The organism is Jutongia hominis (assembly GCF_014384965.1).
GTDB classification, from domain to species: Bacteria; Bacillota; Clostridia; order Lachnospirales; family Lachnospiraceae; genus Butyribacter; species Butyribacter hominis.
This window is the reverse complement of record NZ_JACRSW010000014.1, coordinates 107,858-127,168: the sequence shown is the minus strand read 5'-3', so window position 1 is coordinate 127,168 and position 19,311 is coordinate 107,858. Positions and strand designations below refer to the sequence as shown.

26 protein-coding genes are annotated in these 19,311 nt (G+C 37.5%); 25 read left to right on the top strand and 1 reads right to left on the bottom strand.

The window, feature by feature from the left end:
• Positions 1 to 231 precede the first annotated feature (231 nt).
• From H8700_RS12550 to H8700_RS04355, 16 genes are all read left to right on the top strand, one after another.
• Positions 232 to 357: a CLI_3235 family bacteriocin precursor gene (locus H8700_RS12550; RefSeq protein ID WP_082241399.1), complete on the top strand. Its 126-nt coding sequence runs from the start codon at positions 232 to 234 to the stop codon at positions 355 to 357.
• A 2-nt stretch (positions 358 to 359) separates the two neighbouring features.
• Complete coding sequence (locus tag H8700_RS04425) at positions 360 to 1,895, top strand: hypothetical protein (RefSeq protein ID WP_117465415.1); 1,536 nt, start codon at positions 360 to 362, stop codon at positions 1,893 to 1,895.
• Positions 1,896 to 1,922: 27 nt separating this feature from the next.
• Positions 1,923 to 2,072 (top strand): AgrD family cyclic lactone autoinducer peptide, encoded by a 150-nt coding sequence (locus H8700_RS04420; protein WP_055171097.1) that lies wholly within the window; start codon positions 1,923 to 1,925, stop codon positions 2,070 to 2,072.
• Between the two features lie 188 nt (positions 2,073 to 2,260).
• On the top strand, positions 2,261 to 3,034 hold the full coding sequence (locus H8700_RS04415; RefSeq protein ID WP_117465414.1) for a DUF6033 family protein: 774 nt from the start codon (positions 2,261 to 2,263) through the stop codon (positions 3,032 to 3,034).
• A gap of 64 nt (positions 3,035 to 3,098) precedes the next feature.
• Complete coding sequence (locus tag H8700_RS04410) at positions 3,099 to 3,623, top strand: hypothetical protein (RefSeq protein ID WP_118550351.1); 525 nt, start codon at positions 3,099 to 3,101, stop codon at positions 3,621 to 3,623.
• A gap of 196 nt (positions 3,624 to 3,819) precedes the next feature.
• Positions 3,820 to 4,365, top strand: coding sequence for a hypothetical protein (locus H8700_RS04405; RefSeq protein WP_118550350.1), 546 nt, complete (start codon positions 3,820 to 3,822; stop codon positions 4,363 to 4,365).
• 61 nt (positions 4,366 to 4,426) lie between these two features.
• The gene (locus H8700_RS04400) at positions 4,427 to 5,368 is read left to right on the top strand and encodes a hypothetical protein (protein ID WP_249303685.1); all 942 of its coding nucleotides are present in this window, start codon (positions 4,427 to 4,429) and stop codon (positions 5,366 to 5,368) included.
• A gap of 22 nt (positions 5,369 to 5,390) precedes the next feature.
• Entirely contained in the window at positions 5,391 to 6,344 is a 954-nt protein-coding gene (locus H8700_RS04395; RefSeq protein ID WP_118536170.1) for a hypothetical protein, read from the top strand.
• 13 nt (positions 6,345 to 6,357) lie between these two features.
• Positions 6,358 to 6,843: a hypothetical protein gene (locus tag H8700_RS04390; RefSeq protein WP_118550348.1), complete on the top strand. Its 486-nt coding sequence runs from the start codon at positions 6,358 to 6,360 to the stop codon at positions 6,841 to 6,843.
• A gap of 68 nt (positions 6,844 to 6,911) precedes the next feature.
• Entirely contained in the window at positions 6,912 to 7,598 is a 687-nt protein-coding gene (locus H8700_RS04385; RefSeq protein WP_109258170.1) for an H-NS histone family protein, read from the top strand.
• 235 nt (positions 7,599 to 7,833) lie between these two features.
• A complete protein-coding gene (locus H8700_RS04380; RefSeq protein WP_109258171.1) occupies positions 7,834 to 8,799 on the top strand; it encodes a hypothetical protein in 966 nt (321 codons plus the stop codon).
• A 152-nt stretch (positions 8,800 to 8,951) separates the two neighbouring features.
• Positions 8,952 to 9,413 carry a hypothetical protein gene (locus H8700_RS04375; protein ID WP_109258172.1) on the top strand — a complete coding sequence of 154 codons (462 nt, stop codon included), beginning with the start codon at positions 8,952 to 8,954 and terminating at the stop codon, positions 9,411 to 9,413.
• Positions 9,414 to 9,462: 49 nt separating this feature from the next.
• Positions 9,463 to 9,873 carry a hypothetical protein gene (locus H8700_RS04370; protein ID WP_243098784.1) on the top strand — a complete coding sequence of 137 codons (411 nt, stop codon included), beginning with the start codon at positions 9,463 to 9,465 and terminating at the stop codon, positions 9,871 to 9,873.
• Positions 9,874 to 9,939: 66 nt separating this feature from the next.
• Positions 9,940 to 10,440: a hypothetical protein gene (locus tag H8700_RS04365; RefSeq protein ID WP_109258174.1), complete on the top strand. Its 501-nt coding sequence runs from the start codon at positions 9,940 to 9,942 to the stop codon at positions 10,438 to 10,440.
• 35 nt (positions 10,441 to 10,475) lie between these two features.
• Entirely contained in the window at positions 10,476 to 10,904 is a 429-nt protein-coding gene (locus H8700_RS04360; protein WP_109258175.1) for an HTH domain-containing protein, read from the top strand.
• Between the two features lie 121 nt (positions 10,905 to 11,025).
• Positions 11,026 to 11,652, top strand: coding sequence for a DUF3879 family protein (locus tag H8700_RS04355; protein WP_109258190.1), 627 nt, complete (start codon positions 11,026 to 11,028; stop codon positions 11,650 to 11,652).
• A gap of 301 nt (positions 11,653 to 11,953) precedes the next feature.
• Here the strand turns inward: H8700_RS04355 and H8700_RS04350 are convergent, their stop codons facing one another.
• Positions 11,954 to 12,193, bottom strand: coding sequence for a DUF6061 family protein (locus H8700_RS04350; RefSeq protein WP_109258176.1), 240 nt, complete (start codon positions 12,191 to 12,193; stop codon positions 11,954 to 11,956).
• A 312-nt stretch (positions 12,194 to 12,505) separates the two neighbouring features.
• Here H8700_RS04350 and H8700_RS04345 point away from each other — a divergent pair, with 312 nt between their 5' ends.
• From H8700_RS04345 to H8700_RS04305, 9 genes are all read left to right on the top strand, one after another.
• Complete coding sequence (locus H8700_RS04345; protein ID WP_071144650.1) at positions 12,506 to 13,108, top strand: Type 1 glutamine amidotransferase-like domain-containing protein; 603 nt, start codon at positions 12,506 to 12,508, stop codon at positions 13,106 to 13,108.
• Positions 13,109 to 13,162: 54 nt separating this feature from the next.
• On the top strand, positions 13,163 to 13,681 hold the full coding sequence (locus tag H8700_RS04340; RefSeq protein ID WP_117849504.1) for a ClbS/DfsB family four-helix bundle protein: 519 nt from the start codon (positions 13,163 to 13,165) through the stop codon (positions 13,679 to 13,681).
• A gap of 115 nt (positions 13,682 to 13,796) precedes the next feature.
• Positions 13,797 to 14,234 (top strand): radical SAM mobile pair system MarR family transcriptional regulator, encoded by a 438-nt coding sequence (locus H8700_RS04335; RefSeq protein WP_005608550.1) that lies wholly within the window; start codon positions 13,797 to 13,799, stop codon positions 14,232 to 14,234.
• On the top strand, positions 14,231 to 14,920 hold the full coding sequence (locus H8700_RS04330) for a radical SAM mobile pair protein A (RefSeq protein WP_249303680.1): 690 nt from the start codon (positions 14,231 to 14,233) through the stop codon (positions 14,918 to 14,920). The genes H8700_RS04335 and H8700_RS04330 overlap by 4 nt, the downstream gene beginning before the upstream one ends.
• Positions 14,908 to 15,816, top strand: a complete 909-nt coding sequence (locus H8700_RS04325) for a radical SAM mobile pair protein B (protein WP_249303670.1) — start codon at positions 14,908 to 14,910, stop codon at positions 15,814 to 15,816. Before H8700_RS04330 ends, H8700_RS04325 begins: the two co-directional genes overlap by 13 nt.
• 54 nt (positions 15,817 to 15,870) lie before the next feature.
• Positions 15,871 to 16,635, top strand: a complete 765-nt coding sequence (locus H8700_RS04320) for a class I SAM-dependent methyltransferase (RefSeq protein ID WP_249303659.1) — start codon at positions 15,871 to 15,873, stop codon at positions 16,633 to 16,635.
• A 382-nt stretch (positions 16,636 to 17,017) separates the two neighbouring features.
• Positions 17,018 to 17,605: a hypothetical protein gene (locus H8700_RS04315; RefSeq protein WP_055231201.1), complete on the top strand. Its 588-nt coding sequence runs from the start codon at positions 17,018 to 17,020 to the stop codon at positions 17,603 to 17,605.
• A gap of 142 nt (positions 17,606 to 17,747) precedes the next feature.
• Entirely contained in the window at positions 17,748 to 18,482 is a 735-nt protein-coding gene (locus tag H8700_RS04310; protein ID WP_249303656.1) for a hypothetical protein, read from the top strand.
• Complete coding sequence (locus tag H8700_RS04305) at positions 18,482 to 19,147, top strand: hypothetical protein (RefSeq protein ID WP_249303644.1); 666 nt, start codon at positions 18,482 to 18,484, stop codon at positions 19,145 to 19,147. Before H8700_RS04310 ends, H8700_RS04305 begins: the two co-directional genes overlap by 1 nt.
• Positions 19,148 to 19,311: the final 164 nt, after the last annotated feature.

Genomic DNA, 19,311 nt, shown 5'->3' with positions numbered 1-19,311 from the left:
AAGATATGAAGAAAGTATGTCACAGCTTTTGAATAGCGGAACTTGGTATAGATGGTCATAAAAGTAATAGATCACTTGGACCGTTATGGAGAGTGAATAGATTCCGAATGACAGAGGAAAGGACAGCATATCTGCAACAGGAAAAAGAATTTTATACAGTGTTGGCATCCAAAATAGGAGAATAATTTTATGCATGATGCAAAAATGATATTGAGATAGGAGGAGTTCCATATGAAATTAGGGAAGAAAACAAAGACTGAAAAAGGAACATTTATGGCATATGCTTCTTGTTCATGTACTTGCTTCTGCGTATGTAAGTGCCAGAACTGTAATAGATCATTGGGGAGAAGAAAATAGAAATGGAAATAAACAATACTGGTTCTACATATGGGGCAGCATTTCGTCAAAAACCGATTTTTTTCATGTCTGGAAAGGAAACAGTGGCATTTTTTGAAGGAAAACTGAAGAAAAATATGACACTTCAGGAAGATTCCTGTACACTTGGCAGCAATGACACTTATCGCAGACAGCATACCACTTATGAGGTTTCGGACAAGAAGAAGGGAAGTACGTTTCTGGATCTGGATTTTCTGATTAAGGACGAAACCAGCAGTCTGAAAGGAAATCTCAGTGATAAAAAGGATGTGGATTTCTACAACTTTTCCATTCCATTTAATCGAACCATACAGAATTATTTTGGGGTTCAAATATACATGGACATGCCGGAAGGCTGTGATTATGACCTCACCTTATATGATGAATATGGCAATCAGGTCGGAAAGGCAGAATGGGACGGAGAAGGACGTAAAACACTGACCATCCCGAACTGGGATACAAATACCAATAAATATTGTATCAAGATAGAAAACAAAAATGGGGAAGAAGTTTCCCCGGATGATTATTATAAAATCAGTTTCAAGGTTTCTGAAAATAAAGAACAGGAAAAGACCGATGCCATAAGGGCGGCATTCGGGAACCTTCACGGTGCATACAGCCGGAAAGATGAAAATTGGAGGGAATACCTCGACAAATATAATGAAGTCCTGATGGATACAGAGAAAAATTATACAAAAGAAATGGATAAACTCCACCAGAAGCAGTTTGAAAGTCTGCCGGAAGAAAAGAAATACAAAGGCGGACGCACAGTGGATGAATTGTTGCAGGACATGGCAGAAGGAAAGACACTGGATGATGTGGAAATGGAGTATGTGAAAATTTTTGCCAACCTGAAAGATTTTGAGAAAGCACAGCAGAAGGCGGAACTGAAACATGATTTTTCCGAGGATTTTGTAAAGGATCTGGAAAGCAAAGGTATCTCACGTGATGAGCTGGATGGAATGCAGATAAAGATTGAAAGCAATGGGAATGTAACAGTGAGCGGTATCGAAGATAAAGAAGTCCGGGAACAGGTTCAGAAACTGGTAGAAGAAAAGTACAGTGACCGGATGTATCAGTATTACACAGGAATTGCTGACAGTGTGGGAAATCTGTCGTCTAATACCTATCAGTATGCCACGGATGTGCAGGAAGTCAGGCGTTACTTAAAAGGGGTTACGGGAGAAGATATTTCTCTGGAGAACCTTTATCTGACACCGGACGGAAAAATTGGCGGGTTGCCGGAAAAAGCCGCTAATCTGATCAACAAAACAAAAGACAATGCCAAGATAGAGCGGATAAAGGATGCATTGATAAATATTATAGGACATAACAGGACAAGCGGTGATCTGGGGATTCCCGATTTTACTTCGGAGTTTCAATTCAGCAATGGCGCTTTCTCTGTGGCAGACAGTGGTTTTACGGTGGATATGGCGGCATTGGATAGAAGGCTGACGCCCCAACCGCATGATAACATGTATTCGGATATGTATGAGTACAGTTTCAGAAAAGTATTATGATACAACATCAGAGGAGGTAAAGGTAAGATGAATAAAGCAGAAAAGATTACAATCAAGGTATTGAAAGTAGTGGAGAGAATTGCCCGGAATGAAGTGGAAAAAACAGTTCTTGGCAGGACGGCAGAGTGTTCAGCGATTTATCACCAGCCGAAAAGACCGAAGAAAAGGGGAAACTAGGTCAGAATAATGAAATATTTTGTGGAGTGTTGCGGTTGTGATTATCGTAATGGCAAAACAAAAGGAGTAAGATAACTCCAAAAGGGTTATCTTACTCCAATAAATCAATTAAAGGTTACTGCTTGGGCTTTGGATGGAGAGAGCAGGTACGGTTCTGACTGACAGAAGAACCGTGGAAAGGAGTTAATATGGGATTAGGCGTTGAAAATTCAGTTAATGCTTATAATCAGAATTATAGGTATCAACAGAATAAGACGACAGGGCAAGCCAATCATTTAGATTTCAATAAGATTTTATCTGCTAAAGAGGGTGCTAATACAGAGAAAGTACAGAAGCCAAATGAAAATAGTGTTTCAAAAGTAGATACCTACACTGAATATTTAAAGGCTAAATATGGGAATATAATGATCCAAAATGTTGGAAGTGATCAAAAGAGTATGGATTCATTGGGGACGGGGACATATGGGATGAATAATATTGTGATTGCACCCAATGTTTTGGAAACAATGGCAAATGATCCCAAAAAAGCAGCTTATTACGAAAAGATGATACAGGATTTTTTTGCTTCGCAGTCAACTGTGAAGGCGCAGATGGCAGTCGGGGGGTTTGAGATTCAATCTTATGGTATGGTTATTCACCCGGATGGAACTGCACACTATTATGTTTGTGGAGATGTTTCACCAGAAAAAAAAGCAAAGATAGAGGCGCAAATGAAAGCTGAAGATGAAGAGAAGGCTAAACGGCGTAGACAATATTTAGAGCGCAGTGAGGAGGCGGCAGAAAAGCGCAGACAGATAGAAGAGATTAATATGCAAAAGAGTAAAAAAGATGCGGCTTTTGATGATAATATATCGGCTGTTAATGTATTATCGGAAGTAGATAGGGCGGTTGCCATAGCTGCTTATGAAAATATTGCCAATACTTTTAATGAAAACATAATAAAAAGTACAATTGATAATTGAGGACTTTACTGACTATATCAACTTATAATAATCGATATATAATATTATACTAGGAGGTAATTAAATGCGTATTGGTTCGGGAGTGCAAAGTGCACCGGAAGTATTTGGAAAGCGACAAAACAATAGCAAAACATCTGCTGTCGGAAATGAGGAATTTTCTCAGACATCAGTGAAGGTGTATTTAAAGACGGATGATATGTTGTTTTCAGGTGGAAATGGAACAGGTCTTTCGTTTTATATTAAATACGCAGAAGAGTCAACAGAGGATAATCCTGTAGTGATAGCCAAAGGCGTTGACGAAAATGGAAAAGAATTTGAAGAAAAGATTAACATTAATGATATTAATTTGAGAAATGCTTCTTATGTTGAAATGAGTGCTTTGGAGGCATGCTATAACGTCGATAGGGGAAATAGTCTCAGTTCTTTGCCACCAGAAACCGGGTGTATGGGATTAAATGACAGATGCGACCTTATATCCAGCTTTGAAAAGGTTATACAGGATATGAATAAATTAGGAAGGTATGATTTGCAGATGTTTTATATGCGAAATATGAATACTTATCTAAATGCAAGCAGTAAGCATAAATAGGGCTTAGTTATTTGAATATAGTAGAAAAAGTAAGCTTGGACTCCATAGGAGAGAGCAGGTGCGGTTCCGACTGACAGAAGAACCGTGGAAAGTTAATATGGGATTAGGTGTTGAAAACACTTTTATCCAAAAAAGTTGAGGCAGAAACTGGACTGGCATATAGAGAAAATTTTGAGCTGATTGGAGGAACAGAAATTTGAACATTGGTTCTGGTATGAATACCGTATCTTCACTGTACGGTCAACAAAAAGGTAATCATATGAAAACGCCTGCATCTGGGGAAAAGACATTTTATACGGCAGAAACACCGAAGGTATATCAGATATTCACAACAGATAATATGTTGTGGACAGGAGGTAATGGAACAGGTCTTTCTTATTGTCTTAAATATGCGGATGATTCGACGGATGAAAATCCAGTGGTGTTAGCGAAAGGTGTGGATGAAAACGGGAAAGAGTTTGAGCAAAGAATTTATATCAATGATGTTAATCCATCAAATGCTACAGTAGTCGAAATGCGTGCATTGGAGGCACATTACAAAGTGGAGAAGCAGGGAGGTTTCACGTCTCTGCCGCTTGAAGCTGGTAATATGGGACTTAACGACAGAAGAGATTTTATCGCAATGTTCAAAAAAAGCATAGAAGATTTAAACAAATTGGGAAGGTTTGACTTATCGTTGCTTTGGACGAAAAGTATGGATACATATCTTAATTTGCCAAATGCAAATAGTAAGTACGAATGAGGTTTAATCATTTGAACATAAGAGAGAGCAGGTACGGTTAGAAAAAACGACGGAGGTTGAGATGATGCAATCAATATCAAGTTATATTAATCCTAATACAAGAGGACTTACATCTAATTACAAAAATACAGCTATTAAAGATAAGGAAAACTATAATGAGGCGATGTCGCAGCACTTACTAAATCCGGTAGAAGATTTGGTTCAAGTGTTAAAAACACCTATAAAATTGGCGAAGAGTTCGTCACTTAGCAGACAGAATAATTCTGTTAATATTGCGGAAGGGCAAAGAATCCGTGTGAATGGAGGTCATGTGCTTACGGTTACGGCGCATGGAGTAGAGGTTTCTGGTGGAGATAATCCGTATGATACACAATCATATGTAAAAGCACAGAGAATGGCAGATGCATTGGCATCCATGCTGCGAAATGCAGGTGGGACAATGACTACTGTAGCACATTCAAAGGAGGAATATGCCCGGTATACAGAAGGAATTACGGATGTTATGTCTTATCTGGGGATAGACACTTCCAAAGATTTTACGGTCAATGGTATGAAATATAGCAAAAATAAAGATGGTTGGTATGAGTCAGAAGCGAACAGTGATGCGCAGGCGGCATATGAGCAGTTAAAAGCGAATAACAGAACCTATCAGTTTGCAGATGAAAAGACCAAAAAACAGATTGCTTATATTAGTGATTACTACCTTCAGACAGTACCAGAGAGTGTAAAGGCGGCGTGGCAGGAAACATTGGAAGAAACTGGTTTTAATCCATTTCAGACGGATGTAACCAGTACATTAACGCAGCTATCGGTAGAGCAGGATTTTCTGACAGGTGGTGATGACAATATTTTTGGTGAAACGGAAGAAAGTTGTTTAGCAGCTATCGACAAAGTATTGGAGAGAATAGAAAATCCGCTGGCAGCCGTTACAGATGAAAGGGCAGCATATCTGCAGCAGGAAAAAGAATTTTATACCGTGTTGGCATCTAAAATAAGAGAATAAAATGCCGGGAGGAATTTAAAAAATGATTGGAAGTATAGGAGCGGAGAGCCGTTATTCAACAGGTTATAACAACCTAAAACCAAATCGGAACCAGAATAAGTGGGCTGACACTTTGGCTCAGACGGTGGATAAGGAGGATATTAGCAGTAGAGCTGATATCAATCGTGCTAAGAAAAGTACCGTGATGGATTCTTATCTGGCACTGTCAGGAAAAACGATAAATACTTTGAAACAGGAATATTCAGAGTACGAATCTGAAAATTATAGAATCGTACCCGATAATGAAGCTGAATGTTTTGATATATACAATAAAGACGGGGAGCGTTTGGGGGCATTTTCCTATTCTGATATAAAAATAAGACAGGATGAAACAACAGGAAAGCAGTTTTTGATTTCTGAGCATGGAACGATGAGTTATGATGCCCTGGTATTAGATGATGAATTAAAAGATGCATTGCAGAATGTAATGGATAAAGATTCGCTGGATGTGGAGACTTTGCAGGGATTTACATTAAATACACATTCAGGTACCGGCATCCAGTATTTAGTAAAAGACGGTGAAGAAGGCAGAGGTGGCAAGGTTCTTCTGCAAAATGAAGCGGATCGGAAGAGGTATGAAGAATTAGCGCAGATGTATTTTGACAAATACCCTAATTTAATTGAGAGCCGGGAAGAAGGTTTTATCTGGGCTGATTTAGAAATTAGGGGAATGGCAAAACGGACAGATCAGGGCATTATATCCATAGGAGCTGATGGAATGTCATACAGTGACAATGAAAATTATAAAAACAATTGGAGTGTCCGGTTTTCTGGTTCTATGTATGAAAAGCTGTATGAATGGCTTCAGAATAACAAGGATAGCATGGAGGAAATCCATAAATTTTCTACATGGCAAAAGGTTTTTGACGAAATTGGTGGAACGTATGAAAGAGTCTGGTCGAAAGAAGAACTGGATCAGGGATATTTGAATAATTGAAAGAGGTGATATTATGCTAAGTATCAATACTAATTCTGCATATACATACGGCTGTCAGACAGCAGCATATCGCAGACCGAATATTCAAAAGACATTTGCAGGGACTGTGAATCAACAACTGACACCGCCTAGCGTGATCCATATAGGAGAATTAGGGTTTGGTGCAGACAATTTGGGACGGCAGTATGCATTGAATTATGCAGAAGACTCAACGGACGAGAATCCGATTGTAATTGCAAAAGGAAACGATGAATACGGACAGCAGTTTGAAGAACGGATTTATATCAATGACATAGATTTAAATAATGCGTCTTATTTGGAAATGGCTGCGTTGGCAGCACATACAAAAACAGATAGCTGTGTTCCAACGGCACTTTCTTCAGGACATCATGATTATTTCCAAAAGGAAAATTATGTGGATGACTTCAATAAGTGTATCGCCGATTTGTATAAAACGGGGTCTTATGATGCCGCTTTATATGAGACAGGCATATTGTGAAAATATATGGATTACTTTAAGTCTATAATAAAAAATTAGATTATATTGCTGATGGAGGGATTATAAATATGGTAAATATGATAAATACCGCTGTAAATAACAATATTTATGCAGGAAGAAAATCTGGTTCAAAATATAACCAGTCACAGGCTTTTCAACAAAAGGAAGTGTTAGAGATACCGGATGTTGCAGCAGTTAACAAATATGCAAATGTTCAAGAAATCTATGAGGCATTAAAATATAACGTGTCATGTAGAATAGATGAACAGGGGCAGGATGAAATTGCTGAGAAAGAAATGCAAAATGATGAACCAGAAATAAGCAATGATTCCAGTGAAAAAATGACAGCATGGTATCAGGGTGTTCCTCTGAAAGAGTGGGCATTAACGGATCCTAAATACACGGATTCAGAAACGGGAATTTCATGGTATATTAGAGACGGAAAATATCCGTATATGGTAGGTGAGGATGCAGAAAAGTTCCGAAAACTTTGTGAAGAATCCGGGGAGTTCGCTCTAAAGAAATTTGCGGAAATGACGGGATCAATACAGAAATTAGATGACAATACAGTAGCGTATGTGGGTGATAATGGAATTGCAGTTAAGTCTAAAGATGGGAAAGAGATGTTTGTGGACACATCAGGCTTGTCATATGATATTGTTATGGATATGTTCAGAAATTTGCCTAGAAATGGGGATTTTTTCAGCAATAAGTATTGGTCAGATAATATACAGAAAGCACAGGCACGGAGCTGATAATACATTATATTGCAAGAGCGTGTATGATTTGCAGAGAATGTGAACCAACAATTGACACCGCCCAGCGTTATACATATAGGGGAATTAAGGTTTGGTGCAGACAATTTGGGATGGTAGTATGCGTTGAATTATGCGGATATCGAAAGCTGTAATAAGATAGATACAGCTTTCTGGTGTTCTAAGGATTATAATGGAGTATTCAATAAAACCCAAGTGATTGGGAGGGAGAATCATGAGAATAGAGAATGGTTACTTACAACAAAGTATGTTATGCAGTAAAAATAATAGAAATGTAGTAGGAAATTTTTCTGATGCAATAAATAAAGCCCAAGAGTGTATAAATAATAAGATTAGCACAAGGGATTCCTATGTAAACAGTACAGATTATAGTAACTTTGGAATTTATACACAAAATAGTATCTCTCAAGATATTGAATTACCAATAGAGACAGAAAGATATAAAATTGAAGATGCTACATATGTGAATGGAGTAGCAGCATATGAGATTGTAGATAAGCAGACAGGAAAAGATTTTTATATAAGAGAAGATCAATTAGCAATTCAAAGAGATGAGAAAACAGGAATGGAGTTCCTGATTAATATGGATCAGCCATTTTCGTATAATGTAACCATGACAAGTGAACTGAAAAATCTTTTGAATGATTTGTCTGACAAAAGAAATATTGATATAAAGGAAATACCGCTACAGGGGGGATTGGTAGTAAATCGTGATCCAAAGACAGGGTTAAATTATTTGTCGATAAAGGGAAATGAGGCACAAGGAGTTTCGGTAATCATAACATCCGATAAAGATATAGAGACGCTGAATAAATTAGCTGATGAATTTCAAAAATATCCGGTAAGTTCACAGCGGTCTACGGCAGGATTATATGCTTTACTTGAGATATCAGGAAATCTGAAACGCGAAAAAGATGGTTTTACATTTTTGACTCCTAATGGAGTTACATATATTCCGTATGATGGTGATTCCAGCAAAGCATGGGAAATTGATATGTCGGGTTCCTGTTATGCTACTGCCAGAAAATGTTTGGCGGCAGAAAATGATTGTGCAGACATAAGTACATGGACAAAAAATTTGAAAGGAATAAAGATATATTATGGGGATAATTATGGCACCACTCAGAAAAATAATGCATATAAAGTTGATGATTTAGGCAGATATTATATGTTTGCATAAGATATATATACAAGTATGAACAGACAATGAAGTGTATGAGACAAATGGATGACAGAAAGTATGAACTGCCTTATTGTAGGATTGATTTTTCAATCATAGGATTTATGGAGCGCAAGTAAAATAACTTTGGAGTTGCAAAGGAGTGTGATGATATGAAAAAAATGATAGGAATGATAACCTTGCTGCTTTTGATGATGGGGGTAGTCGGCTGCAACGGAGAAAAAGTTAATATTGACTTTCCTTTTGAAATTGGAGAAGTTGAAAATATCGAAATGTACCACTATACGGGAGTACCTGTATCAGCGGAAAAGAAAGTAGTCGTTGCAGAAACTGACATAACAGACTTGTATGATAAGTTTGAGGACTTGTCATTGATGGAAAAGCAAGTTGAGGAGACAACAGGAGGAGATGTGACCAGTTTTCGATTTAACCTTTCAGATGGGACAAGCTACGAACTGATTTATGTCTGTAATGGAGTCAAGAACGGAAAACTGAAATCTTCCACGGGTAATTTTGAATACTTTACAAGATCAGATATTGGCTCATACTGGTCAAATATTGACCTTGAAGCAGTTTCGGTTGAAGAAAATGAATTGCCGAAACTGACCAATTAATTATTATTTAATGAAATTGACAAATCTAAATTGAATGAGGGCAAAGCAAATGGAGCAGATTATAAATTATAGAGACATACCTACAGATAAAAAACCTGGTATTTTAAACGCTCTTGAGCAAATAGGTTTTATTCCAGCATACGGTGGGGTGAAAACAATGCAACGAATTATGGAAAAATCGATTCCGGGTTCAGGACCTCAATTCTATTTTGTTTTTCGCGAAGATAAGTTGATAGGGTATAATTTTCTTATTGGTGACACTAAAAGATATAAAGCATTCCCATGGCTTGCTATTAGTAATGCAGATGAACAGAAAATGGTTGTTTGTGAAAAAATGATGGGAATGCAGGTTGCTTTTTTCAAAAAACTTGGAATGCAGGATATAGCAGACCATTGTGTTAGGCTTATGGAAGATTACAGAAAAGAAATTGGAAAACGAAAAGAAAGTGACAGCAGATAAATTCCAGCCTTGATTTCCATAATACAGTGATATAATGCAATTCAAATAAAAAAGGGGTATTGATATATGCAGATTAGTTCCAACTATTCTATGAATGGTGTGCCATACGAAAACAGGCGCAGACAGGATAATATTCCTCAATTTAGTACAGAACGTGCTGAACAGGAAAATGAGAGTATAAATCCATATATGTCAGATGTAGATTTTGACGAAAAAGCATTTGATATGATTGGTCCGAATGCTCCGCAAGAGGTAAAGGACGCATGGATGGAAGCAGCGAAGGAAGTAAATGCGAATGGTATGGGAATAAAGAAAAACGGAATGTTGAGCCATATATCACAGATGATGGTACAAAGGTTGAATAAGCAGATGAAGGGTGAGGGCGATGTGGATAACATCGACATTTTGGGAAACACAACAGAATCTGCAATTCAGGCAACGAAACAGGCTTTATATCATTTAGACCATCCACTGGAATATGTTCCGAAAAGCATAGAGGTTCAGCAAGCCTGTATGAAAGAAAGAGAATTTTATGTTGCGTTTCTGGAAAGATTGGAAAAGTTATAATTGCCCGGAGCACAAAAGGGAGATTAGGCGTAAATATGATAAAAACAAAAAATATTTCAGAAATGTTAACTTCTTTAATTGAGGAGTATCGTTTTAATAAAAATACTCTTTCAAAATATTTAGAAATAACTGAAGAAACAGTAGATGGAGTAGCAAAGGGAAATGTGGAATGTTTGCCAGATGATCCTGCATTGCGTCTTAAAATACTTAGTAAAGCAGGATTTCTGTATTTTGGAGCGATTGAAGATAAGGATAGGCAACTAAGCAGTTTTTTGGAAGTGCTTGTTTCCTATCATGGCATATCCAAGCTAACGATAGCAAAAATGGCTGGTGTTGAGGAAAAAGATATTGACAGGCTTTTAGCCAATCCACCAGAAAAAGTTGAAATCGAAGTTAAATATAAAATTGCTGTGACTGTTATGGAACTGCGATACTTATTAAAAGATTGTGAACCACCTGTATAATTGGGAGGGCACTTAACGGTGAAACTTATTTCTTGGAGATTTATGACGATATATACTATATAGCATTAAGTTAATTTTAAACGGATTTTGAATGTATTTACAGGGAGGTTTTTATATGTCGATGAATGTTAGTGGATTAGGCAATACTTATAATGGCATCAATACAAATAGCAAACAATATAAGGCTTTGAAAGAAAAAGGCTGGTTATCTGGTGTTATGCAAAATGAAGCCATGATGTCACCAGAAGAAAGAATGATATATGAAACATTCGGAGGAAGAGATACCATTATTAAGAATCTGATGAAGCAATTTGATTCGGATGGTGATTTGCTAAATGCAAATGGGGTGGCAGGAATGGATGTTACCGGCAAGGGTACATCGTGGCAGCAACTCACGAGTGTATCTGAGGAATATCGTCAAAAGATGTTTGATAATGTGAAGAGGGAATTTATTCAGGAAAACGGTATTTCAAATGGTGATACAACTAAGCGTTCAGATATTTTCAAAGATTATCAGTTAAGTGTAAGCAAAGACAAACGTTTAAGTGGCACATGGACTTTAGAGCAATACGAAGGACAGTATAGAGCTGCTATGTATGCAGCAGTGAAATCAGCTAATCCAAATTGGAAACCGGGACAAAAGTTTGATACAAGCATTCTTGATAATGTCACAAGAGAATCAGTGGAATCTACTCTTGTCAAAAATGGTAATAGGTTAGTTCGCAATTCTATTGATGTATCAGTATAAAATTAGGAGATTTAGATAATAACACAAGGGAAGAAGTTGAAAACTTTTCAAAACTTCTGGTAACTCTTTGAAATACATATCAATAGATACGATAATATAAATTATGTTTGTATTTGTTGATAATATCGGAAAAATTGTAAATTTATTTTCTATGTGAATTTTCATTTTTGTAGGGCTGGCATTAGACCAGCCCTTGATTTCATTATAATAGATAAAAAGATATTGAATATATATGCACGGTAAAATGACTATTCTCAATAAATGATATTGAAAAAAGTAACCTCAGTGTTGTTGAAAAAAATCACCATAGTTCTAACGAATCTTCTGCATCTACCCACATCTGCATCGTTCCATCAAGATACAATCTTACATATTCAAGTGGCTCATCAATGGCAAGTGCGTTCAATGCACAGTCTGATCCGGGTGTGGTTTTTAAATCCTTTTCAGCTTCCCAACAGTCAATGCGGAGCATATAACCAGCAGAAGTATAAATATCAATGCTGTTTCTATGTGGATTGTATTCTGCAAATATTGTTCTCATCGTATAGAATCTCCTTATCATTCAATCAGTCATTTGTTACAAAAATCAGAAGCATTTCAATCAGTTCACCATGTCACTTTTATTTTGTGTTATACTGTTTTATAGATTTTTCTTGCCCTTGTATTTGCCCTTATCAGAGTTCGTAAACACTGACGGGACGATATAACACAAGGGAAACAATAAGGGAAAGCTCACCTGCGATAAATCCAGTGTTTTCAAGGGTTTGCGGAGAACTTAATAACAAGATATAACAGTTATTAAATCTCTTAAAACAGGTGAAATCTCAATCGGAATTTATAAAGGAGAATATTGATGAAACTATTTTTATGTTCGCACTTTTCAAGTGTAGGAAGTCTGATAAAAGAAGAAATTGAAAATAAGAAAGTCGCATTTATTCCAACAGCTTCGTTGCGTGAAGGCTACACCGGTTATGTCGGCTCGGCTCGAAAATTATTCAAAAAGTTGGGAGCAATCGTAACTGAAATTGATATTTCAACGGAGGCTTATTCAACGATACAGTCTGTTTTTGAAGATGCAGATGTGATATATTTTACCGGCGGAAATTCTTTCTTTCTTATGGACCAACTCCGTAAAACAAGAACTGATGGGTTGCTGAAAAAGGAATTGGTAAATGGAAAATTGATGATCGGCGAGTCGGCAGGCGCAATTATATGCGCTCCAAGCATCCAATATATCGAGCAAATGGATGAAAAGCCGGAGGACTACTCACAAGAAGATGATGCAGGGCTTGATTTGATTGATTTCTATGTTCTTCCGCATTATCTTACAGCACCATTTAAGAAAGTTACCGAGAAAATAATGACTGAGTTTTCGGATTTGAATCTATGCCCTATTAACAACCATCAGGGAATTGTAATTGATGGTGAAGGTTCAAGGGTTATTTGCAAAGACTAATTTGAAAAATCCTTTTTTTGAAACTGGAAAATCGGAAGCTGAGGAGATAGACTATTGAGAACATATGAGAATAAAGACGAGCTTAAAAACGAGATAAATAAAAGCTTTGCAAAGTATATTTCAGAATTTAATGATATTCCGGAGCATTTAAAAGATAAGAGAATTGATGAGGTCGATCGAACTCCGGCAGAAAATCTTGCTTATCAGGTTGGCTGGACAACTCTTGTTATTAAATGGGAATCAGACGAAAGAAAGGGTATTCCTGTCAATACTCCTTCGGATAATTTTAAGTGGAATCAGCTTGGCGAATTATATCAATGGTTTACAGATACATATGCTCAGCTGTCACTGCAAGAATTGAAAGACAGATTGAATGAGAATATCAACTCTATTTATGCAATGATTGATTCTCTGAGTGATGAAGAATTATTTAAACCACATATGAGAAAATGGGCTGACGAAGCAACTAAAACAGCTGTCTGGGAAGTATACAAATTCATACATGTTAATACAGTTGCTCCGTTCGGAACCTTTAGAACCAAGATTAGAAAATGGAAAAAGATTGCACTATAACTTCCAATTTGGAGAATTGAAAAAAACGGAATTTACCTATTAAGACATATAAACTCTTGACAATAAAGCTCCTATATAGTATGTTTTTAATAAACTACTATATAGGAGCTTTTGTATGGAAATGAATGGAGGATTTCTTGTCACAAAAATAAAACAGCTTGGAGACCGGATTTTTGAGAAGATTCTCAGTGAAAAGAATATTGATGCGTTTAATGGAGCCCAGGGACGTATTCTTTATGTGCTGTGGCAAGAGGATGGTATCTCAATCAGGTCACTCTCGACTAAATGCGGATTAGCGATAACATCTCTTACTACGATGCTGGAAAGAATGGAAAATCAAGGGCTGATAAGCCGTGTTCAGTCTGAAACGGACAAAAGGAAAACACTCCTGTTTCTGACTGAGAAAGCACATGCCTTAAAGGGCGAGTACGATTCTGTATCTGATGAGATGGGCAGTATTTACTACAAAGGTTTTTCAGAGGAAGAAATTACCCGGTTTGAGAAATGTCTCGACCGCATCAGAAAGAATCTTGAGGAGTGGCAGAAGTCATGAGTATTTGTATCAAAAATCAGATTCAGAATATGAATATCGTCATTGGCTGCACAGTGGGGTGTACATATTGTTATGCCCGCAACAACGTGAAACGCTGGCATATGATTGATGACTTCGCTTACCCTGAATTCTTTCCGGGTAAGCTCAAGATGATGGAAAAGAAACGTCCGCAGAACTTTCTTCTTACCGGGATGAGCGATCTCTCCGGATGGATGCCGGAATGGAGAGACGAGGTATTTGCAAAGATCCGTGAAAATCCACAGCATCAGTTCCTGTTCCTTACCAAGCGACCTGATTTGCTGGATTTTGATACCGATCTGGAAAACGCATGGTTTGGCGTTACGGTGACGAGGAAAGCAGAACTGTGGCGTATCGACGCCCTTCGGAAAAACGTCAGAGCAAAACATTACCATGTTACCTTTGAGCCGTTATTCGACGATCCCGGCACAGTTGACCTTTCCGGAATCAATTGGATCGTTGTGGGCACCATGACCGGAGCTCAAAGCAGGAAGATTCATACGGAGCCGGAATGGGCATGGTCTCTGACGAACCAGGCACATAAGCTCGGCATTCCGGTGTTTATGAAGGAAGACCTTGTCCCTATCATAGGGGATGAAAATATGATTCAGGAAATGCCGGAAGAATTTAATGAAGTGTTAGAGGTACAGAAATCATGGAAGAAGTAATAAATGGAATCCTCATTCGTGAGGTGGAAACAAAGAACATCATGACTAAGTCTAATCTGCCGGTAGGCGGTTACTCGGTCAATCCCTATGTGGGCTGCACACATGCCTGCAAGTATTGCTATGCTTCTTTTATGAAGCGCTTTACTGGGCACAAGGAGAAATGGGGCACTTTCCTTGATGTGAAGCATTGGACGGAAATTAAAAATCCGAAGAAATATGCCGGACAGCGGGTGGTCATCGGTTCTGTGACAGATGGCTACAATCCACAGGAGGAGCAATTCGGGAATACCAGAAAACTTCTGGAGCAGCTGATCGGCAGTGACGCAGATATTCTGATCTGCACAAAGTCGGATCTTGTGGTACGAGATATTGATTTACTGAAGAAGCTTGGACGTGTAACCGTTTCATGGTCGATCAACACACTAGATGAAAATTTCAAGAACGATATGGACTCTGCTTCGAGCATTGAGCACCGTATCGCTGCTATGAAGCAGATATATGAGGCAGGTATCCGTACAGTCTGTTTCGTATCCCCGGTATTTCCCGGTATCACGGATTTTGAAGCAATCTTTGAGCGGGTAAAGGATCAGTGCGATCTGTTCTGGCTCGAAAATCTCAATCTTCGAGGCGGTTTCAAAAAGACAATTATGAATTATATCGCCGGAAAATATCCTGATCTTGTACCACTTTACGACGAGATCTATAACAAGCATAACCGCAGCTACTTTGAAGCACTTGAAGTAAAAGCTGAGAAAATGGCTAAGAAGTATGATTGTGCCTTTGTGGATAATGAAATGCCTTATGGCAGAGTCCCGCAGGGACATCCGGTGATCGTAGATTATTTCTATCATGAGGAAATCCGTGGGACAGAGAATACCGGAAAAAGAAATCGCTAAATTCAAGTTTGTCGAACACATGAAAATTTGAAGTTTACAGCGAGGTAAAAGTTTATGAATAACTATAATGAAGTGAAAAAATCATTTGGTACACAAGCAGAGAAATTTGCTTCATATCATATGTCTAAGGCAGAATATACCGATTATTTGATTCGTAGTATTCAGGCAAAGGGCAATGAACATGCATTGGAGGTTGCTGCTGGAACCTGTATATGTGGAAGAGCAGTGGCTCCTTATGTTAAGGACATTACTTGTTTGGATTTGACAGAAGCAATGTTGGAGCAGGGAAAAAAACTGGCAAAGCAAGAAGGTATTCAGAACATATCATTTGTATCGGGGAATGCGGAATGCTTACCTTTTGAAGATGAAACATTTGACCTTGTGATTACAAGACTTTCATTGCACCATTTTGTTGAGCCTGAAAAGCCTTTTCGGGAGATGCAACGAGTTTTGAAAAAAAGTGGAAAACTTGTTATTTGGGATATGGTAGCGACTACAGAAGAATTGCGTGAAACTAATGACGCTATTGAAACGATGCGTGATAACTCACATACAAGAATACTTAGCAGAGAAGAATTTGAAGCATTGTTTGAGGATGCTTTTGAGCTTCAGCTTGAAGAAACAACACTTGTTCCTGTAAATCTACAAAGTTGGATGGATTTGACAAGTACACCAGAGGATATTCAAAAAGATATTATTGATAAAATGGAATACGATTTGAATGGTGGAGATAAAACAGGTTTTAATCCCTATATCAAGGAGGGACAAATATGCTTTGACCATAGGTGGTTATTGCTGATTGGAAAAAAGGAAAACTAATCCCCATTTATCAAGAAAAAGAAACTTTCAGTAAGCTGGTGTGTTTAACCGAGAGACAAATTTGATTTTTACTAATTGTTTATGTAAAGGAATGCCTTGTGATTATATCTGCGATAGTTGTGTAATTGGACAAAAGAGAGCAAAATATGTCGGGACAAAAATATGCTTTGGAGATAAGATGTGTTTTGTGTAAATGCTACTATAAAAATTTTTGCCACTCCCGAAGGGTGTGGCGGATAGTAAATGTGGATAGTAAAGTAATAATATCAATATGACGATATAGAAAATGCGGGGAAGCATTGTATTTCAAAGAGTTTGAGATCTGTCATATAAGGAATTGTATGATTACATAAATGACAGAACAGAGAGGTGATTCAATTAAATGGAAATATCAAATAATTATAGCACAGCAAAAGTGTGGAACACATCGAATAAAAATGTTTCTAAATCTTCTGAAAAAAACAAATGGAAATTAACGGATTCTTTAAAAGAGAAGATTGTTGATCTGGCAAAAAAAGATGCACAGGACAATGTATATATGGGAAATGCATTTATGAATTTGAGGAAGACGGAAGTAAGCAAAGTAGCCCCGAATAGAGCTGCTTTAATTGGAAAGTTTAGTCAATCAATGAATTCAGGTAATATGTCAGCAATGAAAGAAGTTGAGGAAGCAGACAAAAAATGGCTCTGTATGCTGTTTGGAATACCTTATGAGGCAAAATATCAGGGAACAGGGACAGGCTCGGCAATTCATGTATACAATGAAGATGGCGAAGAAGTTTTGACCTATACAGGGGGAGTAGGCTGGCAGGAAAAAGAAACAAAAGCAGAGTCACAGGTTCATTCAGCATTAAAAATGACATATTATGAGGCATTTAGTGAGGCGAGAAAAGCATTAAATAGTGAAGAAAAGGCTGGCAGTATAAACGAAGACATAATATCACAAGGCAACTTCGATATGAAAGCGTAAAATGTGTGATTTAATAATGTGTCTTATATGGGAATGAGCAATGTATGGCAGAACCACTGGTATATGTATGTGACTGTTATCAAAAATTTAATGTAGTGACAGGGATGAACTTATTTCCTATTTTGAGGAATGTTGTACTTCCATGCGTACCTATCGGACAAGTCAGCATCAGACATCCGGAACCAATGAAGCAGATAATACACAAATCGTAAGTGAGATGTATGAGGTATTTGCAAAAGAAAATGCAAGGGCAGCAAGTCAGGCGAACTATCAGGAAGGAAAATCATTGAATGAGAAATACTATTCTGATAGCCACAGTGACTGGACTTATTATAATTCAGATTATTACTATCAATGCAATGAAACCAATGCGGCATTGAGGGAATCTGTCCAGCAGATGACTGATAAATGGAAATTAGGTGAAATTGAATGTGATAAAATCGAAGCAAATTTCAGCCTTACATTAGACGGTGGTTTTTATTTTAACAGCACATGGAATTTTGAATTTAGAAATCAGGCTGGCAGGAGCAGTCTGGCAAAGGAATCAGCGATACCGCCTGAGAATTTTAAGATGTTTTTCAAGGAACAGGTAACGTCTTTTACAGAGGACAATAAATTTAATGGAAATCTGAAAATAACAATCGGAGAGAATAATTACGATTTAAAGGTTCCGTTTCAGACGTTACGCACCGGATCGGAAGGGGAAATTTGTAATGTCTGGGATTTAATGGAAGATTATTATCCGAAGTCAGAAGACACTTCTAAAGTTAAAAATTTCTTGGGAAATATGTCTGTATTTACACGGTGGTATGCATATGAAACAAGAATTAATGACATATTTGGTGATTATGAAGTGTCACATAAGGAGTTGAGTTAATGGGTATATCATTGTTAGGTATAGGAACTGTTGGAAAAGAGCAATTAATTTCCTCATGCAGTAACGGAGAACCGAATTGGTCTTATATTCCAACAAAAGGGAAAAGTTCAAAAACGCATGCGGAATTTGTTAGTGAAATTAAAGAACTGGCACGACGAGCAGCTACGACAGCAAATAAGACAGAGTACGAATATATTTCCAGACAGGTTCTTGGGTTACGGGCAGAATATCTATCAGATGTTGCACCTGATAGAAAGCAATTATATGAACAGGCTAAAAATACTATAAAAAAACAAACTGGCAATTCGAAATGCAAAGGATGTGGAGAATTATCATTATTGGATTTTTTGGAGAAGGCAGAAGGAAAAAGCAGTAATTTTGCTGAAAAGAAGTTTGCAATGGCGGGAGGAGGAACATTGAATTGTCCAATTCTAACTACTGGTGGTTATGGTGCTGAAATTCAGTATCAGGGAGTAACGGTATTATCTAATCTCGGAAATGGCTGGGGCTATGAGATGACACCAGCGGAACTTGCAAAAAAAGATGAATTTTATTCTATTTATTGGAGCGAATATAATTTCGTAAAAGAGAATGGAAGTTCAGAATTGAGAGAGATGCCGGATTATTTGGATCAGGATAGACCTTCTTTTGAAGCCAGAGCATAAAATAAATATTGTACGCAAGGAGAATGAAAAGACGATAAAAACCCATACAGTAGGAATGCAGACGCAGCTTGTAGGGTATGAATTTAAGAAAAAAGGTTTACCCACGGATAAACATATAGCAGTAGAAAATAGTAAAGTATCCAATGATTATTTTTGGAAAACAA